15 protein-coding genes are annotated in these 21,929 nt (G+C 34.9%); 13 read left to right on the top strand and 2 right to left on the bottom strand.

The window, feature by feature from the left end:
- Nucleotides 1-32 precede the first annotated feature (32 nt).
- Together ACSV4D_RS13480 and ACSV4D_RS13475 are read right to left on the bottom strand one after the other, a co-directional pair.
- A complete protein-coding gene (locus ACSV4D_RS13480; protein WP_408082474.1) occupies nt 33-722 on the bottom strand; it encodes an NUDIX hydrolase in 690 nt (229 codons plus the stop codon).
- 162 nt (nt 723-884) lie between these two features.
- Nucleotides 885-1,469 (bottom strand): RNA polymerase sigma factor, encoded by a 585-nt coding sequence (locus tag ACSV4D_RS13475; RefSeq protein ID WP_439228671.1) that lies wholly within the window; start codon nt 1,467-1,469, stop codon nt 885-887.
- A gap of 111 nt (nt 1,470-1,580) precedes the next feature.
- Here ACSV4D_RS13475 and ACSV4D_RS13470 point away from each other — a divergent pair, with 111 nt between their 5' ends.
- From ACSV4D_RS13470 to ACSV4D_RS13410, 13 genes are all read left to right on the top strand, one after another.
- A complete protein-coding gene (locus ACSV4D_RS13470) occupies nt 1,581-2,750 on the top strand; it encodes a FecR family protein (RefSeq protein WP_439228670.1) in 1,170 nt (389 codons plus the stop codon).
- 153 nt (nt 2,751-2,903) lie between these two features.
- Nucleotides 2,904-6,197: a SusC/RagA family TonB-linked outer membrane protein gene (locus ACSV4D_RS13465; protein WP_439228669.1), complete on the top strand. Its 3,294-nt coding sequence runs from the start codon at nt 2,904-2,906 to the stop codon at nt 6,195-6,197.
- 27 nt (nt 6,198-6,224) lie between these two features.
- Nucleotides 6,225-7,787: a RagB/SusD family nutrient uptake outer membrane protein gene (locus ACSV4D_RS13460; RefSeq protein WP_439228668.1), complete on the top strand. Its 1,563-nt coding sequence runs from the start codon at nt 6,225-6,227 to the stop codon at nt 7,785-7,787.
- Between the two features lie 95 nt (nt 7,788-7,882).
- Entirely contained in the window at nt 7,883-9,502 is a 1,620-nt protein-coding gene (locus ACSV4D_RS13455) for an arabinan endo-1,5-alpha-L-arabinosidase (protein ID WP_439228667.1), read from the top strand.
- A 146-nt stretch (nt 9,503-9,648) separates the two neighbouring features.
- Complete coding sequence (locus tag ACSV4D_RS13450; protein WP_439228666.1) at nt 9,649-11,196, top strand: alpha-N-arabinofuranosidase; 1,548 nt, start codon at nt 9,649-9,651, stop codon at nt 11,194-11,196.
- 9 nt (nt 11,197-11,205) lie between these two features.
- Nucleotides 11,206-12,198: a glycoside hydrolase family 43 protein gene (locus tag ACSV4D_RS13445; RefSeq protein ID WP_439228665.1), complete on the top strand. Its 993-nt coding sequence runs from the start codon at nt 11,206-11,208 to the stop codon at nt 12,196-12,198.
- A 6-nt stretch (nt 12,199-12,204) separates the two neighbouring features.
- Entirely contained in the window at nt 12,205-13,173 is a 969-nt protein-coding gene (locus ACSV4D_RS13440) for an arabinan endo-1,5-alpha-L-arabinosidase (protein ID WP_439228664.1), read from the top strand.
- Between the two features lie 94 nt (nt 13,174-13,267).
- Nucleotides 13,268-14,386, top strand: coding sequence for a glycoside hydrolase family 43 protein (locus tag ACSV4D_RS13435; RefSeq protein WP_439228663.1), 1,119 nt, complete (start codon nt 13,268-13,270; stop codon nt 14,384-14,386).
- A gap of 58 nt (nt 14,387-14,444) precedes the next feature.
- Nucleotides 14,445-16,430, top strand: coding sequence for an alpha-L-arabinofuranosidase C-terminal domain-containing protein (locus ACSV4D_RS13430; protein WP_439228662.1), 1,986 nt, complete (start codon nt 14,445-14,447; stop codon nt 16,428-16,430).
- Between the two features lie 124 nt (nt 16,431-16,554).
- Nucleotides 16,555-18,222, top strand: coding sequence for a ribulokinase (locus ACSV4D_RS13425; RefSeq protein ID WP_408082463.1), 1,668 nt, complete (start codon nt 16,555-16,557; stop codon nt 18,220-18,222).
- Between the two features lie 9 nt (nt 18,223-18,231).
- Nucleotides 18,232-18,930: an L-ribulose-5-phosphate 4-epimerase gene (locus ACSV4D_RS13420; RefSeq protein ID WP_408082462.1), complete on the top strand. Its 699-nt coding sequence runs from the start codon at nt 18,232-18,234 to the stop codon at nt 18,928-18,930.
- 28 nt (nt 18,931-18,958) lie between these two features.
- Nucleotides 18,959-20,467: an L-arabinose isomerase gene (araA, locus tag ACSV4D_RS13415; protein WP_439228661.1), complete on the top strand. Its 1,509-nt coding sequence runs from the start codon at nt 18,959-18,961 to the stop codon at nt 20,465-20,467.
- A gap of 95 nt (nt 20,468-20,562) precedes the next feature.
- Nucleotides 20,563-21,741, top strand: coding sequence for an aldose epimerase family protein (locus tag ACSV4D_RS13410; protein WP_408082460.1), 1,179 nt, complete (start codon nt 20,563-20,565; stop codon nt 21,739-21,741).
- Nucleotides 21,742-21,929 lie beyond the last annotated feature (188 nt).

The following is a 21,929-nucleotide window of genomic DNA, read 5'->3' as shown; positions in this document are numbered from 1 at the left end:
GACGGTTTTTTTTATGATGTGTAAAACTGTTTTTATAAGTTTAAGGCAAAGTTATTCAGTAATTTAGCGTCGTATTTTTCTTTGTCAAATTTGTACAGGAAAGAACCTTTTCGAGAGGATAACATATCCTTTTCATTGAGTTTTACCAGAATGTCTAAAGAGTTAATTTTGCTGATAAAATTTCTTTTGTCTAATTCTTTGTCTAAAATAGCTTCGTATAATTCAAGTAATTGACGCATAGTAAATTTTTCCGGTAAAAGTTCAAATCCCACAGGCTTCGTTGAGGTCCTGTAACGCAGTCTTCTTACGGCATGCGCCACCATTTCGTCATGGTCAAAAATTAATTTAGGCATTTTGGATATGTTAAACCATTCAGCGTGATAATTCTTAATCAGTTCAGTATTGTGATTTTCAATGTTGATTAATGCATAGTAGGCAACCGAAATAGTACGTTCTTCGGGATCTCTGTCTACTTCGCTGTAAGCATAAAATTGCTCCATATAGATATTTTGCAATCCGGTATAATGATTTAAAACCCTTATAGCAGCATCATTTAAAGATTCACTTTTCTTCAAAAAACCTCCCATTAAAGACCATTTTCCTTTTTCGGGAGCAAAATCTCTCTTGATTAATAGTATTTTTAAGCCTTCATTGTCAAAACCAAAAATGATACAATCGACAGATAATAAGACTTTGTCTTCAGTGCTATAATTATTTAACATTCTTCATTGTTTATTTTGGGGTAAATATAGTTACTTCCTTAAAAGTATCATAATTTATTAGTGTAGAGTATACACTGACTGATTTTTTTAGAAAAAAAATCAGATTTAAAATCCCCATTAAGAAAAAAATTAAGATAAGAGACTTCTAGTTTTAACGGTTACTCAGCTTAATTTTCTAAACATCAAAAATAAATAAATATTGGCTTTTTCTCCCAGAGAATTTCGTAAAATAGAAAAAGCTTTTGTAATATGGGCTTCCACTGATTTAATAGAAAGATTTTTATATTCTGCAATTTCAATGTTGGTCAACCCTTCTTCTTTACTTAAAAGAAAAATTTCCCTGCATTTAGGCGGAAGATTTTGAATTTCTTTTTTTACCAATGAGATTACGCGTTCCAAAGAATGATCTTCTTCATTTTCTACAATTTCATTCAAAGCATCAATATACTTTTTTTCTAAAGGATAAACCGTTTTTTGACTTCGGTATTGATCGATAAATTCATTATAAACTGATTTGTAAAGAAAGCTGTTGATTGCAAAATCATCTTTTAAATTTTCTCTTTTTTTCCAGATACGCATAAAAACATTCTGCACAATATCTTCAGATAAATTAGGGTCATGAGTAAAACTATAAGCATAAACGCACAGTTTATGATGATAGGTATTTACAAGAAAAGTATAAGCTTTAGGATTTCCCGATTTTAAAGCCTGAATAAGTTGAGTATTGTCAGAATATATCTCTTGCATTGTGTGAAACAGAAATAATTAGCTTAATTTTTATGCAATGTATAAAAAATATATAAAAAAAGTTAGGGTAGTGTAAAAACGACACGTATTAATAAAAAAAACAGTATTGAAATGATAAGTGATAAAACTGAAAATATAATTGTAAAATTTTTAACTAATCAGGCAACTGCTTCTGAATTAGAAGCATTAGAGTCATGGGTTGAAGATGCAAAGAATAAAGAGTTGTTTAAGGAGTATATTAAAATAAATTATGCAGTTGAATACAATATGAAGGAATTTGATTCGCAAAAATTAAGGATGATGCTTTTGGACGCTTTTGCAGGAGAAAAGAAGGAAAAGAAGCGTAATAAGGTGCGTAAAATAATCTCCTACTCAGCTGCTGCCGCTGTTGTTTTGGGAATGTTAACTACTACTTATTTATATACAACTGATTTTTTTGACAAACCAGTTGAAGTTCCTGTAGTTGTAAACAATACCATTTCTGTAGGAACAAATAAGGCCGTATTAACTCTGGAAGACGGTTCTGATGTTACCCTAGAGAAAAATAAAATATACAAGAAAAATAATGTAGTTAGTAATGGAGAAGAGTTAGTATATAATAATGACAGTAAAACCAAATCAGGATTAGTATACAATTATTTGACAATACCCAGAGGAGGTCAGTTCCAAATAAAGTTAGCTGATGGAACAGAAGTTTGGTTGAATTCAGAAACTAAGTTAAAATTTCCGGTTGCTTTTGCAGAAGGTACGCCTCGAGAAGTAGAACTAATTTACGGAGAAGCTTTTTTTGATGTATCACCCAGCACTGAACATAAAGGAGCAAAATTTAAAGTATTAAATAAAAATCAGGAAGTAGAAGTTTTAGGTACAGAGTTTAATATAAAAGCCTATAAAGATGAAGATAAGATATACACCACTTTAGTTGAAGGTAAGGTCTCCATAAGTAATCTTACTTCTAAAAAATACCTGAGCCCTAACCAGCAGGCAATTATCAATCATACTAATACAGATATTATGATTAATACTATTGACGCTTATAATGAAGTGTTATGGACTAAAGGAATTTTTAGTTTTAAAGGAAAAACTTTAAAAGAAATTATGACGGTAATGTCCCGTTGGTATGATGTTGATGTGGTATTTAAAAATGTAAAACTTGAAAAAGAAAAATTTAATGGAGTACTAAGCAAAAATGATGAAATAAGAGAAATATTATCAATAATTAAGAAAACTAATTTTATAAATGACTATGAGATAAAAGACCGAAAAATTACAATAAAATAAAAAAAAGGGGAAGAAAGTAATACCTGGACAGTACGCTACTTTTTCCCCTATGAAGCTTATTAATTAATTACTTAACCAATAAACACCAAATATATGAAAATTGAATTTATTAACCATTTTTTCTTATCCAAGAGAAAATTTTTGCTAACCTGTATGAAAACTTTTATATTGCTTTTTTGTACGACCGTTTTTAGTTTTTCTCCTAATACTGTTTTTACACAAAATGTAAAAATTACAGTAGATAAAGACAAGATTGTAACTATTGATGAAGTGTTTGACCTTTTAAGGGAACAAACTGATTTTATATTTATTTATCAGGAAGATATGTTTAAAAATGTTCCTAAAGTAAAACTTAAAAAAGGGACAATTAGTGCTAATAAGCTGCTGAGTGAAAATCTGATAAATGAAGGTTTTAATTTTGAGCTTACAGGAAAAAATAAAATTATAATAACAAAAGCAGTACAAAAAACACAGCAGCAAATTAAGATTTCAGGAATTGTAAAAGGTGAAAATGGTTCAGCTATTCCGGCAGTAAATGTTGTTGAAAAAGGAACCACAAATGGTGTTCAGACTGATTTTGACGGTAAATTTTCCATAGAGGTATCCGGATCAAATGCTGCACTTGTAATTTCTTATATTGGGTATATAAACCAGGAAATTAAAATTGGTAATCAAACCAATATAACTGTTACGCTTTTAGAGGATTACGCTAAACTGGATGAGGTTGTCGTTGTAGGCTACGGAACACAAAGGAAATCAGACTTAACCGGATCTGTTTCTGTTGTAAATGTAGAAAGTGCTAAAAAAACAGTGACTTATGATGTTGCTAAGATGTTACAAGGTCAGGCGCCGGGTGTTACCGTACAATCTTCAGGTGAACCGGGAGGGTTTGTAAATATCAAAATCAGAGGAATCAATTCTTTTAGTAATAATAACCCTTTATTTGTTATTGATGGTGTAATTGTAGATGCTCCATTTGATTTTGCACCAGGTGATATTGAATCAATGCAGGTTTTAAAAGACGCTTCTTCCGCTGCAATTTATGGAGTCCGAGGTGCTAATGGAGTAGTAATTATTACTACCAAAAAAGGCAAAATAGGCGCAATGGAAATTAAATACAAATCACTTTATGGAGTACAGAATGTAGCCAAACAATGGTCAGTAACCGATAGAGCAGGATACCAAAATATTACTTCAGCTGCCGAAAGAAATGACGGTTTGCCTATAGCTCCGGGAAATGATCCTACAAGTCCTTATTATATCAGTAATGTCAATACCGATTGGCAAAAAGAAGCTTATGGTACCGGAACCGTTCAAAATCATTCCCTTACTTTTAATGGTGGAGCAGAATTTTTAGGATATAATTTAAATGTTGATTATTTCAAGAATACTTCCTATTTGGATACACCACAAGATTATGAAAGATATTCTATGAATTTGAATTTGCATGGCAAAAAAGGAAAATTCAAATACGGTTCAAAAATAGCTTATACAGAATCAGACAAAGAGGCCTTCAATAGCTGGGTAGGAGAATCTGCTATTCAGGCTTTGGTAACTGCTATTCCTACGATGCCTGTTTACGATGAAAATTGGTTAGGAGGATATGGTGGTACTTACAGCGATACACAAAAAGCAATTTCTCTGAATATTATTGGATATAATAATTTAATTTCAAATAGCGGAAAAAGAAATCATTTTATAGGAGATATCTGGGGAGAACTGGAGATATTTAAAGGGTTAAAGTACAAGTTAGATATTAGTTATGATAAATTGCACTGGTTTGACAAAAAATATACACCTGAGTTTGAACTGGGATGGTATTATAAAGTTCCAAGTGAAAGAGCAACGCTTACCATTGCTACCGGAAATCAAATCAAAACTTTTGTAAATAATATTCTTACTTATAATGTAAGTTTAGGAAAACACAACATTGATGCTTTAGTTGGATCTATCGACGAAAGAAATAATCATTACAACCATTTTTCATCAGGTGTAGGATATGATGCTACCGATATTAAAAAATTACAATTTGCTGATAATACCAATACCAATGAATACGAATATACCATTACCGGAAAATCGTATATCAGCAGACTGAATTATGGTTATGACGATCGTTACCTGCTTACAGCCAACTTTAGACAGGATAAAACTTCTTTATTCAGTCAAAAATACAATTCGGCTAATTTCTACTCTTTTTCGGGTGCCTGGAAACTAAGCAATGAAAGTTTTATTCATTTGCCGGAATGGATTAGCAATGCAAAGATAAGAGGTGGATATGGAATTATTGGGAACAATACAATTCCACAATATTTCTTTGCCACTACAATGAACAGTTTTGCCAGCTATAATTTCAATAACGAATTGGCTCCGGGTGCAACAGTTGTAAATTCTTTAGATCCAAATGTACATTGGGAAGAAACTAAAACAACGAATGTGGCTCTCGAATTAGGAATGTTTAACAATGATTTGCAGTTTACAGCGGAGTATTATTTTAAAAAATCAAATGATTTGTTGATTAGAGTTCCGTTGCCTTATTCTTCAGGAGCTTTTCCTGCAGATGTTACCACTAATGCCGGTGCTGTTGAGAACACTGGAGTTGAATTCTCATTGATGTATAATAATAACAAAAATGAATTTAAGTACAGTATTGCAGCTAATATTGGTACTTTAAAAAACAAAGTAACACAAATTGGTTTTTCTGAAAACGGAAATCCCATACCTGGTCTTGCCTCTATGACAGAAGTAGGAAGATCTATAGGCGAAATTTATGCCTATGAAACAGATGGTATTTTTCAATCTCAGGCAGAAATTGATGCAGCACCTTCTCAAACAAATGTTAGCGTAGGAGATGTAAAATTTAAAGATCAGTTAACAGTAGATACTGATAATGATGGAGTTTTTGATGCAGCTGATGGCGTTATAACTGATAGAGACAGAGTGTTTCAGGGAGTAACAATTCCTAAATATAATTATGGTATCAGTCTTAGTGCTTCTTATAAAAACTGGAGTACCAGCATGTTTTGGCAGGGAAGCGGAGGTAATAAAGTCTTTAATGGTTTGTATCGTGACCTGATGGCAGGGAAATACGGTAATCATCATACAGATATGTTAAATTACTGGAGCCCTGATAATACTGATACTAATGTGCCACGACCAACGACACAGGATCCTAACGCAAACGGAAGAGATTCGAATCGCTTTATAGAAAGTGGTAACTACATTAAATTACAAACAGCCGAGATAAGTTATAATATTCCGGTTAGTAAAACTGGTTTTATTCAAAATGCAAGAGTTTATGCTAATGGACAAAACTTATGGATTATTTCCAAATACAAAGGCTATGATCCTGATTTCAATAACGATGGATTATTTTCAAGAGGATATGACGGAGGTTCTTTCCCTAATCCAAGGACGGTATCATTAGGTATAGAAGTGAATTTTTAATCAGGAAACAATTTAAAACAAATCAAGATGAAATATAAAATATATAATTATTTAGCTGGTGTTTTTTCGCTGGTAATAATAACAACAAGTTGTGTTAACGATGATGATTTAATTCAGATAGATCCCAATAATAAAGCAGTAGATTCTTTTTGGAAAACAGATAATGATGCTCTTTTAGGAGTAAATGCAGCTTACGGAAGTTTACTTACTGATGGAACTTACATGCGTTGTACACCATTATTACTGGATTTAAAAGGGGATGATACCCGTAGTAACAGTCCGTGGGGAGCTATGGCTAATGTGGGGAGGTTTAATTCCAATCCGAGTAATGCAGAAATTTACGGCTGGGCTTATGAAACCTATTATCAGGGAATTTTCAGAGCCAATCAGGTTTTAACCAATGTACCGGCTATCAATTTTGAAGATGCGGCATTAAAAAACAGAATTTTAGGTCAGGCTTATTTTTTAAGAGGATTGTATTTGTTTCATGCCGTTAATATGTATAAAAATGTTCCGGTACCTACAGAGTTGGCAGCAATTTATCCACAAAAAACAGAAGCTGAAGGCTGGGCTCAGGTGATTGCGGATTTTAAAATGGCGGCAGAATTATTGCCAAAAAACTATACTGATATTACAGGTTTGGATGCTGGTGAAAAAGGGCGTGCTACTAAAGGAGCTGCATTAGGTTATTTAGGAAAAGCTTATTTGTTTAACAAAGATTTTACTAATGCAAGAGATACTTTTAAAGCTGTTATTGATTTAGGAGTATACTCACTGGTATCCAATTATCGTGATAATTTTACTGAAACCAATGAAAACAACTCAGAATCTTTATTTGAAGTGCAATTTAGCAGAGAAGCCGGAGGAGTTGATTTAGGCTGGGGTGGAGCTCCGGCTTCAGGCTGGGGGAAAACTTCAGCCCGGGCTATTACTTATGGTCCAAGAGGTTTTGGATTTACTGATGTTCAGCCTACATGGGCTTTATATAATGACTATCAGCTGGAAAAAACAAAATCCAATACTGTAGATCCTCGTTTAGATGCTACGATTTTTTATAATAAACCGGGAGGCATGCAACTGTACGGAAAAGATTTTGCTACTACTTATGCTTCAAATACAGGAGATTTAAACGATTTGTTTTGTAGAAAATACCAAAATTCGGATGGACAAAGACCTGATGAATTTGATTGGAGATCGGGAATTAATGAGCGTTTGTTACGTTATGCGGATATTTTATTAATGTATGCTGAAACCTTAAATGAAACAGGCAATACAGCAGATGCTTATACTTATATTCAAATGGTCAGAGACCGCGTTAATTTACCTGATTTAAGTATTGTTAAGCCAAACTTAACAAAAGAGCAAATGAGAGAACAAATTGGACATGAAAGATTCTTAGAATTTCCACTGGAAGGACATCGTTTTGATGATATTCGCCGCTGGGGTTGGTTGCAGGATCCGGTAAAATTGGCCTGGTTAAAATCCAGAGATCCGGAATTTAATTCGTATGCAGCAGGAAGAGAATTTTTCCCAATACCACAATTAGAAAGAGATAATAACCCCGGAACTATTCAGAATGACAGTTATTAAAGTTTGTTGAATCAGTTTTTTTAAAATTAAAATTCTAAATAATTATGTGGTAAATCTTAAAGGGTTTACCACATAATTTTATACCTGAATGAAAGATGAAAAATTTAAATCCTTTTTTTAAAAACACTACTTATTTTATCCTTTTTTTATTGATATCTGGTATAGTAAGCTGTTCAAAAGACGATCCTGCAACTGATGAAACAGATCCTCCGGTTGTAGTAGTTCCTCCAATGGTAACGCCTGCATTTGCTGGGCCAACCTATGCTGATAATTATTCTTCTATTGCTTCTTGGGGTACCAGATCGCAATGGAATTTAGCCAATGTCCATGATCCTACTGTTGAAAAATCAGGAGAATACTATTATATGTACCAGACCGATGCTTCTTATGGGAATGCTCATGACGGACACGGGCATTTTCCCTACAGACGTTCTAAAGATTTAATTACCTGGGAATTTATGGGAACTGCTATGGCACAGGCTCCTGCCTGGGTAAAAGATTCTTTGAATAACAAAAGAGCCAGAATGATTCCTGCTTTGCCTCCAATAACTAATCCCCGCTATGGATATTGGGCTCCTTTTGTAAAAAAAGTAGGCAGTAAATACCGGATGTACTACAGTATTGTAGTAGATGAACCGATAACAGGAACTAGTTTTGACACTTCTTGGTCTGAAAGAGCTTTTATTGGACTGGCAGAATCAGATGATTTGGCATCAAATGTTTGGGTAGACAAAGGAATGGTAGTATGCTCTGAGCCGGATGGGTTAAAACCTTATTCTTACACAGGAACAAGAAACTGGGAAAATGCTTATTTTAAATTTAATGCTATTGACCCCACTTTTATCATTACTCCCGAAGGAGAACATTATTTAATTTATGGTTCCTGGCATTCGGGAATTGTAGCTTTAAAACTGAATCCAGCTACAGGAAAACCGGATCAGTTAAAAACGCTGAGCGATTATGGAACCCGAATTGCTTCCCGTCATCCTACCAGCCGTTGGCAAGCTTCAGAAGGACCTGAAATCATTTACAATCCCGATACGCAATATTATTATTTGTTTTTGGCTTATGATGAACTTTCGGTAGCATATAATACCAGAGTTGCCCGATCCAGAAGTATAACCGGTCCTTTTTTAGGAATAAATGGTGCTAATATTACTAATGGTGCCGACTGCTGGCCAATGCTGACACATCCTTATGGGTTTAATAATCATACCGGCTGGGTAGGTTTTTCACATTGTTCGGTATTTCAAAATCCGGATACCAAGGAATGGTTTTATGCTTCTCAGGCGCGTTTACCTGAAAATGTTCCCGGAATTAATGCTTCTAATGCGGTTATGATGGGACATGTGCGAGCCATCCAATGGACAGAAGACGGCTGGCCAGTAGTAGCTGCCGAACGCTATGCCGGAGTACCAAAAACGACAATAACAGAAGCTTCCTTTATAGGAACATGGGAGCAAATCACGATGAATTATCAATACAAGACTATTCAAAAATCAGTAACGATTACCTTGACTCCTGATAAAAAAGTGAGTGGAGCTATCACCGGAACCTGGTCTTATGATAGTGTGAATAAAACTTTAACCGTAAATGGTATAAAGTGCAAAGTTAGTGATGCTTGGGATTGGGAAGCTTCAACCCGAAAAGTAACGCTGAGTTATTCCGGATTAACAACGGAAGGAAGACCGGTTTGGGGTAAAAAGATAAATTAATAAAATAAATAATCTTTGTCCTCTTTAGAGATATTTTTTGTTAAAATAATAGTTTGTTTGTTTTTTAGCTTGCTTTAATGCTTTTATTTTAATTATATTTACAAATGTTAAACGTACACTTATAACCAATAAAAAATGTAATCAGAATGAAAAAAAATCTGTTCTTATTGTTGATTTTTACTTTTTGTAGTCAACTCACTTTTTCACAAAAAGAAACCACAACTATTAGCATTGAAAAAGCTAAAAATCCAATTGTTATTAATAAAAATATTTATGGTCACTTTGCAGAACATTTGGGGAGATGTATCTACGGAGGCTTTTTTGTGGGAGATACTTCTAAAATTCCAAATACAGCCGGAGTCAGAAACGATATTATTGCCGCCTTAAAAGAATTGAAAATTCCAAATTTAAGATGGCCGGGTGGTTGTTTTGCGGATACCTATCATTGGAAAGACGGTATTGGACCAAAAGAAAACAGACCAACAATTGTAAATCAATGGTGGGGAGGAACAACTGAAGATAACAGTTTTGGAACTCACGATTTTTTAAATTTATGCGAAGTATTAGGAGCTGAACCTTATTTGGCAGGTAATATTGGTAGCGGAACAGTTCAGGAACTGGCCGACTGGGTTCAGTATGTGAACTTTGCGGGGAAAAGTCCGATGAGTGATTTGCGTAAAAAAAATGGAAGAAATGAACCTTGGAAAGTGAAATTCTGGGGTGTTGGTAATGAAGCCTGGGGATGCGGTGGAAATATGACAGCTGAATATTATGCCGGAGAGTATCGCAAATATGCCACTTTTATGTCAGATTGGGAAAATACAGGAGGAATCACTCGTATTGCATCCGGATCGAATGGTGCCGATTACAATTGGACGGAAGTTTTGATGAAAAATATTCCAACTAATATGTTAGGTGGGCTAGGTGTACACCATTATGCGGTTATTAATTGGAAGAAAAAAGGAGATGCAGTAGATTTTAGCGAAGACCAATATTTTGAAACGATGAAATCGGCTTTAAAAATGGAAGAATTGGTTACCAAACATGCTGCTATTATGGACAAATATGATCCTGCGAAAAAAGTAACTATGGCTGTAGATGAATGGGGTGGCTGGTATGAAGTGGAAAAAGGAACTAATCCCGGATTTTTATACCAACAAAATACCATGCGTGATGCTATGATTGCAGGTACTACCTTGAATACTTTTAACAATCATGCCGATAGAGTGCGCATGGCAAATTTAGCGCAATGTGTCAATGTGTTACAAGCAGTGATTTTGACCGATAAGGCTAAAATGATTTTGACACCAACCTATCATGTTATGAAAATGTACCGCGTGCATCAGGATGCAGAGTTGTTGCCGGTTAACTTTACTTCTCCAATGTACACTTTTGAAGGTAAAAGTTTGCCAGCTATTTCTGCTTCGGCTTCAAAAGATAAAAGCGGTTTAGTACATATTTCATTAGTAAATGTTGATTCAAAGAAAGAAAATAAAATCGAAATTGATTTGGCTGAACTTGGTTTAAAAAACGTAACAGGAACTATTTTGACCTCTAAAAAACTTCAGGATTACAACTCATTTGATAAACCAAATGCAATAACACCAAAGGAATTTAAAGGTTTGAAAAATACTAAAGGAAAACTAGAAATTACCATTCCGGCATTTTCTGTAGTAATGTTAGAAGGGAAATAATGTTTTTAAATGAAAATTACCTCATTATTATATAGTGTAAGTATTTTAACAGCAGTTGTTTCTTGTAAAACAGCTGCTGTTAAAGATACAGCTTCGATCCAAAATAATCAGCAAGAGCTGAAAATGAATAACCCGATTATTACCGATAAATACACTGCCGATCCTGCTGCTTTAGTTTATAAAGACAAGGTTTATCTCTATACCGGTCATGATGTTCCGGAAAAAGGAGTCAATACGTATCGAATGAACGATTGGTTGGTTTATTCTTCTTCTGATATGGTTAACTGGAAAGAACATCCGGTGCCATTAAAAACCTCCGATTTTGCATGGGCAAAAGGAGATGCATGGGCAGGACAGGTGATCGAAAGAAATGGGAAATTCTATTGGTTTGTAACAGTTTCACATGGATCCATCCATGGGAAATCTATAGGAATTGCAGTTTCTGATAGTCCAACCGGACCTTTCAAAGATGCTTTAGGAAAGGCATTAATCACTAATGATATGACCACCAAAACTAAAATTAGCTGGGATGATATTGACCCAACAGTGATTGTAGATGATGATGGTCAGGCATATCTTTTTTGGGGAAATACGGTTTGTAATTATGTGAAATTAAAAGAAAATATGATCGAAATGGATGGGCCGATGCAAACTATCGATTTACCTAATTTTACCGAAGCGCCATGGATTCACAAGCGTAAAGACTGGTATTACTTGTCTTATGCTTATCAGTTTCCTGAAAAAATTGCGTACGCCATGAGTAAATCAATCAATGGACCTTGGGAATATAAAGGCATTTTGAACGAAGTGGCAGGTAATTCGAACACTAATCATCAGGCGATCATAGATTTTAAAGGCAAGTCGTATTTTATTTACCACAATGGTTCTATTCCTACTGAAGGAGGAAGTTTTAGAAGATCTGTTTGTGTAGATCGTCTTTTTTATAATGAAGACGGAACCATGAAACGTGTAGTGATGACATCAGAAGGAATTCAAAAATAAACCAAAATGAAATCAAATAAAAAAATACAGCATCTATTTTTGTCGTTAGTAGTTTTGGTTGGTTTTTCATCATTGGCTCAGGATATTAGTGTTCACGACCCAGTGATAATTAAACAAAAAGATACTTATTATTTATATTGTACGGGACGCGGAATTAGTGTTTTTAGTTCTAAAGATTTAAAAAACTGGAAGAAAGAGCCAGCAATATTTAAAGAAAAACCTGTTTGGGCTGATTCTGTTGCGGCTGATTTTAAAAATCATATTTGGGCACCGGACATTTCTTTTCACAATAACACTTATTATTTGTATTATTCGGTTTCGGCTTTTGGAAAAAACACTTCTGCAATAGGGGTTGTAACTAATGTTACTTTAAATGCCAACGATCCTAATTATGAATGGGTAGATCACGGAATTGTTGTTCAATCTTATCCCAACAGAGACGAATGGAATGCCATTGATTCTAATTTAATAATTGACGAAAATAATACGCCTTGGTTATCCTTTGGTTCCTTTTGGGATGGAATCAAAATGGTAAAATTGAATTCGGATTTGCTGTCCATTGCTCAACCCGAAGAATGGTATGCTATTGCAAAAAGAAAAAACACTCCTTTATCAGGAGGAAGTTCGGCAATAGAAGCACCTTTTATTTTTAAGAAAAATGGCTTTTATTATTTGTTTACTTCTTGGGATTTGTGTTGCAAAGGCAAGGACAGTACTTATAAAATTGCCGTGGGACGAGCTACTTCTGTTACGGGTCCTTATGTTGATAGGGATGGTAATTTATTGAGCCAGGGTGGCGGAACTATTTTGGCAAAGGGCGATGAGAATTTTTTTGGCGTAGGCCATAATAGTGCTTACACTTTTGACGGAGTAGATTATTTAGTTTATCATGGCTATGATGCAAAACAGAATGGGAAATCTGTTTTGGTCATTAAAGAATTGAAATGGGATGCTGATTTCTGGCCCTATTTGTAATACTTGTTTCTGATTCAATAAAGCCAAAAAGTTATAAAAGAGCGACTGCTTAATTCTTCCCGAATAAATTTTATTCAAACTAACAAAGTATAAGATGCAAACAAACAGATTAATCAACCTGGCATTATCAGCCCTTGTTTTGGCTAGTGTCACTTCTTGTAATGATAAAAAAGTGCAAAATGATAAACCAACAAATGAAGAGGCTACTCATTCAAAAACAAGCTTATCTAACAAACCGATTGTATTGCAAAGAGCAGATCCGTTTATCTACAAACATACGGATGGCTATTACTATTTTACAGGGTCAATACCCACTTATGATGCCATAGAGTTAAGACGTGCCAAATCTATTGAGGAACTTCAAAATGCTGAAACCTTTAGAGTTTGGGAAAAACATAAAAGCGGACCAATGAGTCGCCATGTCTGGGCTCCGGAAATTCATTATTTGGATGATAAATGGTACGTGTATTTTGCAGCAAGTGAGGAAGAAGATATTTGGAAATTAAGACCCTATGTTTTGGAATGTACCGGTCAGGATCCTTTGCATGACAAATGGATTGAGCTGGGACAAATGCAGGCAGCTGATGCTGATCCAAAAAGCTTTACCGATTTTTCTCTGGACGGTACTGTTTTTGAGCATAACAATAAACGTTATTTCTGTTGGGCAGAAAAAACGGGAGGACAGTTTGCGGCTTCTAATTTGTATTTAGCCGAAATGGAATCACCTGTAAAACTAAAAACAGTTCAGTTTATGCTGACGACTCCAGATTATGATTGGGAGCGTATTGGATTTTGGGTGAATGAAGGTCCGGCAGTTATTAAAAACAAAGGGAAAATTTACATTACTTATTCGGCAAGCGCTACAGGTGCCTGTTACGCTATGGGGATGATGGAGGCAGATGAAAATTTAGATTTACTCGATAGAAATTCATGGAAAAAATCCAGATATCCGGTATTAAAAACCAATGAAGCAAAAAAAATCTATGGTCCTGGACATAATTCTTTTACAGTTGATGAAAATGGTGAACCTTTAGTAATATATCATGCAAGGGATTACGAAAAAGCGGTTGGTAATCCAAAAGTAGTGCCAGCGACAGACAAAAGACCCTTGAAAGAAATTATTGCAGACCCGCTCTATGATCCTAATCGTCATGCGAGAATGATGAAATTGAAATTTGATGAGAACGGTAAACCCGTATTCGAATTTAATTAAAAGTATCAAGTAAAGTTTTCTATCTTAATTATCGACGAATAAAAAGAAAAATTAAAAAATGAAATTCAAATTAATTACAAAAAGTACTGTTTGTGGTTTATTACTGAGCAGTTTTTTAGTAACTGCTCAAAGAACAAATTTAGAAGTTGATTTGACTAAATCAATCACCAAAATTCAACCAACAATGTATGGTGTTTTTTTCGAAGATATCAATTTTGCTGCTGATGGAGGTTTGTATGCCGAAATGGTTAAAAACAGAACTTTTGGTTTTGATTCACCTCTTATGGGATGGCTGCAACCCAATAGTAATACGCATTCTTTTAATAAAGAATCGGGTATTGCTACTCCGATGCGTACTTCGGAAAATCCTAATAATCCTGATTTTTGCAGAATTATCATCAACAATGATAAAGGCTACCAAATTATTAATGAAGGCTTCAGAGGAATGGGAATTCAGAAAGAGGCGAAATACAATCTTTCCTTAAAAGCGGCAAATCATAATAATGCTATCAAAAAAATAATTATCCAATTTATAGACGCTAATAAAAATGTTTTAGGAGAAACTTCAATCGTTCCTTCATCAACAAGTTGGAAAGATTATTCAGCCCAAATTATTGCTACCGGAACAGAAGCTAAAGCGCAGTTGAAGATTACATTTGAAGGAACCGGAACAATCGATTTGGATATGATTTCCTTATTTCCTCAGGACACCTGGAATAACAGAAAAAATGGTTTGCGTAAAGACATTGTTCAGTTATTATATGATTTAAAACCGGGATTTATCCGTTTTCCGGGCGGATGTATCGTCGAGGGAAGAACCTTGGACAACAGATACCAATGGAAAAAAACCGTTGGTGCTGTTGAAAACAGAGAAACCATGATTAACAGATGGAATGTGGAGTTCAAGAATAAACAAGCTCCTGATTATTTCCAGTCTTTTGGTTTAGGCTTTTTCGAATATTTTCAATTATCTGAAGATGTAGGAGCAGAGCCGTTGCCTATTTTAAGCTGTGGAATTGCTTGTCAGTACAATACAGGAGAATTGGTTCCAATGGAAGAATTAGAACCTTATGTTCAGGATGCTTTGGATTTGATTGAATTTGCTAATGGTGCTGTAACTACTAAATGGGGAAAATTAAGATCAGATATGGGACATCCAAAACCATTTAATCTTAAGTTTATTGGTGTTGGAAACGAGCAATGGGGACCACAATATATTGAAAGATATAAAGTTTTTGCAAAAGCAATAAAAGAAAAATACCCAAACATAACGATTGTTTCAGGTTCAGGACCTTCGCCTGATGGAGCAATGTTTGATTACGGATGGGATGAATTGAAGAAATTGAATGCAGAAATTGTTGATGAGCATTATTATAAAAATCCGGAGTGGTTTAAAGAAAATGCAGCACGTTATGACAATTACGACAGAAAAGGACCAAAGATTTTTGCCGGAGAATATGCAGCGCACCCAAAAGGGGTAGAAGACGGTTTAAAAGAGAATAATTGGTTGTCAGCACTTTCTGAATCGGCCTTTATGACCGGTTTAGAGCGTAATGCTGATATCGTTCATTTAACTTCTTATGCACCTTTGATGGCTCACGTAGATGCTTTTCAATGGGCTCCGGATATGATTTGGTTTGATAATTTGAATTCGTATGGAACAGCTAATTATTATGTTCAAAAAATGTATTCCAATAATAAAGGAACAGATGTTTTAGAAATTACAAAAGATGGAAAACCATTGACAGGGCAAAATGAACTGTATGCAACTGCTGCAAAAGATGTTACTACTAATGAATTGATTTTAAAACTCGTTAATACCTCTGGAAAAGTTCAGGATCTTACGATTAATTTGTCAGGAAAAGGAGTGGAGTCTAAAGGAAAATTGATTGTATTGACTCATGATAAACTTGATGATTATAATACTCTGGCTGAGCCAACCAAAATTCTTCCTGTTGAAAAAGAGTATAAATTAAACGGAAAAAAAGCGTCTGTAAATTTACCGGCCTATTCTTTTGTAATATTGAAATTAAAGATAAAATAAAATCCCATAAAAAAAGTTTTTATATAACTAAATAAATCAAAAATTAATAAAATTATATGAAGTGTGAGTGTTACACTTCATGTAATTTTGTGCTATCTTTGTAGCCATATTTTAAAAAATGAAGATGAAAAATTATGTAATAGGTTTGGATTACGGATCAGATTCAGTTCGTGCCGTATTAATTGATACCGAAAACGGGCAGGAATTGGCCTCAGATGTTTGTCATTACAAGAGATGGAAAAACAAACAATATTGTAATCCATCCATCAATCAATTCCGTCAACATCCTTTGGATCATATCGAAGGATTGGAATCCACAATTAAAAATATTGTAACAGCAAGTAAGGTTGATCCTTCTTTGATAAAAAGTATCTGTATTGATACTACAGGATCTTCACCTGTACCTGTTACAGCAGATGGAACTCCATTAGCATTGACAGCTGAATTTGCAGAAAACCCAAATGCAATGATGGTTTTGTGGAAAGATCACACTGCTATTAATGAAGCGAATGAAATCAATGAACTTGCCGCTACTTGGGGAGGTGAAGATTTCACCAAATACGAAGGAGGAATTTATTCTTCGGAGTGGTTTTGGGCAAAAATTTTACATATTGCCCGTGAGGACGAAGCGGTTAGAAATGCAGCTTACACCTGGTTAGAGCACTGTGATTTAATGACTTATTTGTTAATTGACGATAAAGATTTAAAAACATTCAAAAGAAGCCGTTGTGCAGCAGGACATAAAGCCATGTGGCACGAAGACTGGAATGGTTTGCCTCCAGTAGAATTTTTAGAAAAATTGCACCCTTACTTAGCACAGCTAAGAGGAAAATTATATGATGAAACCTATACATCAGATGTGGTTGCCGGAACTTTAAATCAGGAATGGGCAACAAGATTAGGGTTGACTACTGATACTATTATTGCTGTTGGAACTTTTGATGCACATTCAGGAGCTGTTGGTGCTAAAATTGACGAGTATGCTTTGGTTCGTGTAATGGGAACTTCAACTTGTGATATTATTGTTTCTGCTAAAGAAAACGTAGGAAGCAAAACGGTTAAAGGTATTTGTGGACAAGTGGATGGTTCTGTAATTCCGGGATACATTGGTCTTGAAGCGGGACAATCTGCTTTTGGAGATGTTTTGGCCTGGTTCAAAGATACTTTGTCTTGGCCATTAGATAATTTGGTGTACAATTCAGCTATTTTATCTGATGAGCAAAAAGCCCAATTAAAAGAGGAGGTTGAATCTAATTTCATTAAAACTTTAACCGAACAAGCCGAAGCTATTCCATTGTCTGAAAGTATTCCAACGGCTTTGGACTGGGTTAACGGTCGTAGAACTCCGGATGCAAATCAAGGGTTAAAAAGTGCGATGACTAATTTATCGTTAGGAACAAAAGCACCACATATTTTCAAAGCTTTAATCAACTCAATTTGTTTTGGTTCTAAGAAAATTGTAGACCGTTTTGAGGAAGAAGGGGTTCGTATTGATAGTGTGATTGGAATTGGTGGTGTGGCCAGAAAATCACCTTTTATCATGCAGACTTTAGCAAATGTATTGAATAAACCAATTAAAGTTTGCGCTTCTGACCAGGCACCGGCTTTAGGAGCTGCGATTTATGCTGCTGTTGCTGCCGGAATTTATCCAAACGTAATTGAAGCGGCTAAGAAAATGGGAAGTGATTTTGAAAGCGAATATTTCCCTCAAGCTGATAAAATTGAAAAATACCATGAATTGATGGATTCTTATTCTGAATTGGCTCAATTTGTAGAATCTATAACAAAATAATTAAGTAGTATGTCAAAATACCAAGCGTTAAAACAAGAATGTTACGAAGCTAATATGCAACTAAACGAATTGAATTTAGTGGTATATACATTTGGAAATGTAAGTGCTGTTGATAGAGAGAATGGAGTTTTCGCTATTAAACCAAGCGGAGTGCCTTACGAAGAATTAAAAGCAGAAGATATCGTAATTGTTGACTTTGATAATAACATTATTGAAGGAGACAAACGTCCTTCTTCTGATACAAAAACACATGCTTATTTGTACAAGCATTGGCCAAATATTGGAGGAATTGCGCATACACACGCCACTTACTCTGTAGCATGGTCTCAGGCACAAAGAGATATACCTATTTTTGGAACTACTCATGCAGATCACTTAACTGCTGATATTCCTTGTGCTGCTCCAATGGCTGATAACTTAATCGAAGGAAACTACGAGCACAATACTGGAATCCAAATCTTGGATTGTTTCAAAGAGAAAAATCTTTCATACGAAGAAGTAGAAATGGTTTTGTTAGGAAATCATGGTCCGTTTGCCTGGGGAAAAAATGCAGCTAAAGCGGTTTATAACTCTAAAGTATTAGAGGTTTGTGCTGAAATGGCATACTTAACGTTGCAAATTAATCCGGCTGCTCCAAGATTGAAGGATTCTTTGATTAAAAAACATTACGAACGTAAACACGGTAAAGATTCGTATTACGGACAATAAATAGCAATAAATAATAAAATAAATAAAAATGATAGATATTTCAAAAAAAGAAGTTTGGTTTGTAGTTGGAAGCCAAAACCTATATGGAGAAGAAACTTTAAGACAAGTTGCTGTGCATTCTCAGGAAATTGCAAAAGGAATTGATGCTTCTTCTCATGTTCCTGTAAAAGTAGTTTACAAGTCGGTGGCAAAATCACCTAGCGAAATCATAGATATTTGTTTGGAAGCAAATACAAACAAAAACTGTATTGGTATTATCGCTTGGATGCATACTTTCTCGCCAGCTAAAATGTGGATTAATGGTTTAAGTATTCTTAAAAAACCATTATGTCACTTACATACACAATACAATGCTGAAATTCCATGGGCTTCAATCGATATGGATTTCATGAACTTGAATCAATCAGCTCATGGAGACAGAGAGTTTGGTTACATCATGTCAAGAATGCGTAAAAAACGTAAAGTGGTTGTAGGTCACTGGGAAGATGTGCGTGTTCAGCAAAAATTAGGAAACTGGTCCAGAGTAGCTTTAGGTTGGGATGAAATGCAAAACTTAAAAGTAGCGCGTTTTGGAGATAACATGCGTGAAGTTGCTGTAACTTGTGGAGATAAAGTAGAGGCTCAAATTCGTTTTGGAATGTCTGTAAACGGATATGACTCTTCTGATATTGTTAATAAAATGAAATTGGTTACTGATGCGCAGGTTGATGCTTTAGTAGCAGTTTATGAAGAATCATACAATTTAGCTCCAAAATTACAAAAAGGAGGAGAGCAAAGACAATCCTTATTAGATGCTGCTAAAATCGAATTAGGTTTAAGAGCTTTCTTAGAAGAAGGTGGTTTTGGTGCTTTCACGGATACTTTTGAAAACTTAGGAGAATTAAAACAATTACCGGGTATTGCTACACAACGTTTAATGGCTGATGGTTACGGTTTTGGTGGAGAAGGTGACTGGAAAACAGCTGCTATGGTTCGTGTTATGAAAGTAATGAACATCGGTCTTGAAGGAGGAACTTCTTTTATGGAAGATTATACATACCACTTTACACCTGAAAAATCATATGTATTAGGTTCTCATATGTTGGAAATCTGTCCTTCTATTACTGACGGAAAACCTTCTTGCGAAATTCACCCATTAGGAATTGGTGGAAAAGAAGATCCTGTTCGTTTGGTATTTAATTCACCTGCCGGAGATGCTATCAACGTATCTTTAGTAGACATGGGAACTCGTTTCCGTTTAATCGTAAACGAAGTAACTGCTGTAAAACCAATGGCTGATTTACCAAAATTACCGGTTGCACGTGTACTTTGGGATTGTAAACCTAATTTAGACATTGCTGCTACAGCTTGGATTTTAGCTGGTGGAGCGCACCATACTGTTTACAGTCAAGCAGTAACTACTGAGTTCATGGAAGATTTTGCTGATATTGCCGGAATCGAATTAGTTGTTATTGATAACGATACTAAAATCCGTAATTTTAAAGATACATTAAATGCAAATGAAGCATATTACCATTTGTTTCAAACGGGATTATAATCTTTTTTAAATAATAATTTACCAAGTCATAAAGTCAGAAGTTAAGTTAGCTTTTGGCTTTATGATTTTTCTATTAACCAATAAAATAAAAAAATATGAAATTATTAAAAAGTTGTGTTCTTGGATTGGCTGTTATTGCTACAGCAGGACTTTCTGTTCAGTGCAAAGGGGATAAGAAAGAAAATCAGGAACAAAATGTTGTTCAAAAGGACAGTGTTACTATTGAGAAATCAGAGTACGGGACTACCGCCAAAGGGGAGAAGATTGACAGCTACAAACTGAAAAATCAAAAAGGAATGGAAGTGGATATTATGACTTATGGCGGAATTATTACTTCTTTAAAAGTGCCTAATAAAGCCGGTGTTTCTGAAGATGTGGTGCTTGGATTTGATAATTTTGAACAGTATACTAAGGATAATCCGTTTTTTGGTGCCCTAATCGGAAGATACGGAAATCGTATTGGAAAAGCTAAATTCTCTTTGGATGGAGTAGAGTATAAATTGACTGCTAATGATGGACCAAATAGTTTGCATGGTGGTCCAATGGGTTTTCATAAAGCAGTTTGGACTGCCGAAGAAGCTAAAGGCGGTGAAAATGCTACTTTGAAATTAAAATATGTCAGCAAGGATATGGAGGAAGGATTTCCAGGAAATTTAACTGTTTTTGTTACCTATACATTAACTGCTGATAATAGCTTAGAGGTGTTGTATGAAGCGACTACAGATAAGAAAACCGTTGTGAATTTAACGCAGCACTCTTATTTTAATCTTTCAGGTGATTTTACAAAAACAATTTTGGATAACGTAGTAACAATTGACGCTGATAAATTAGTTCCAGTTGATGAAACATTGATTCCAACTGGGAAATTAGAAGATGTGGCTAATACACCATTTGATTTCAGAAAACCAAAAGCAATTGGTAAAGAAATTGAAGTAGCTAATGAACAGTTGAAAAGAGGTAAAGGGTACGATCACTGCTGGGTTTTGAACAATCAGGACAAAGGATTTCGTTTTGCGGCTTCAGTTTATGAGCCAACCAGCGGAAGAGTTATGGAGGTGTATACTGATGAACCGGGAATCCAGTTGTATACAGGAAACTTCTTGGATGGTACATTGCCTACAAGAGATGGGAAAACCTATGCGCACAGAACAGGGCTTTGTTTAGAAACACAGCATTATCCGGATTCTCCAAACCAAAAAGATTTCCCGACAACGGTTTTAAACCCGGGAGAAACCTATAAAACAAAAACCGCTTTTAAATTTTCTACTAAATAATTCGAAAGACAGTTTAATCTATAAAGCTCGTACTATAATATAGTGCGAGTTTTTTTTATGTAGCATTCTCCTGCTATTCGCTACAATCTTGTTTTCTGAACGCCAGAAAACAAGGGTTTCCGCTGCTATCAGGGCTAGGGGATGGTGCTTACAAGAAAAATGTTCATCATTAATATATAGTAAAGAGT

It is taken from the genome of Flavobacterium sp. ARAG 55.4 (genome assembly GCF_051846875.1).
In the GTDB taxonomy this organism is placed as follows: Bacteria; Bacteroidota; Bacteroidia; order Flavobacteriales; family Flavobacteriaceae; genus Flavobacterium; species Flavobacterium plantiphilum.
Note: the sequence above shows the minus strand (reverse complement) of the source record. Positions and strands in the feature narration are given on the sequence as shown.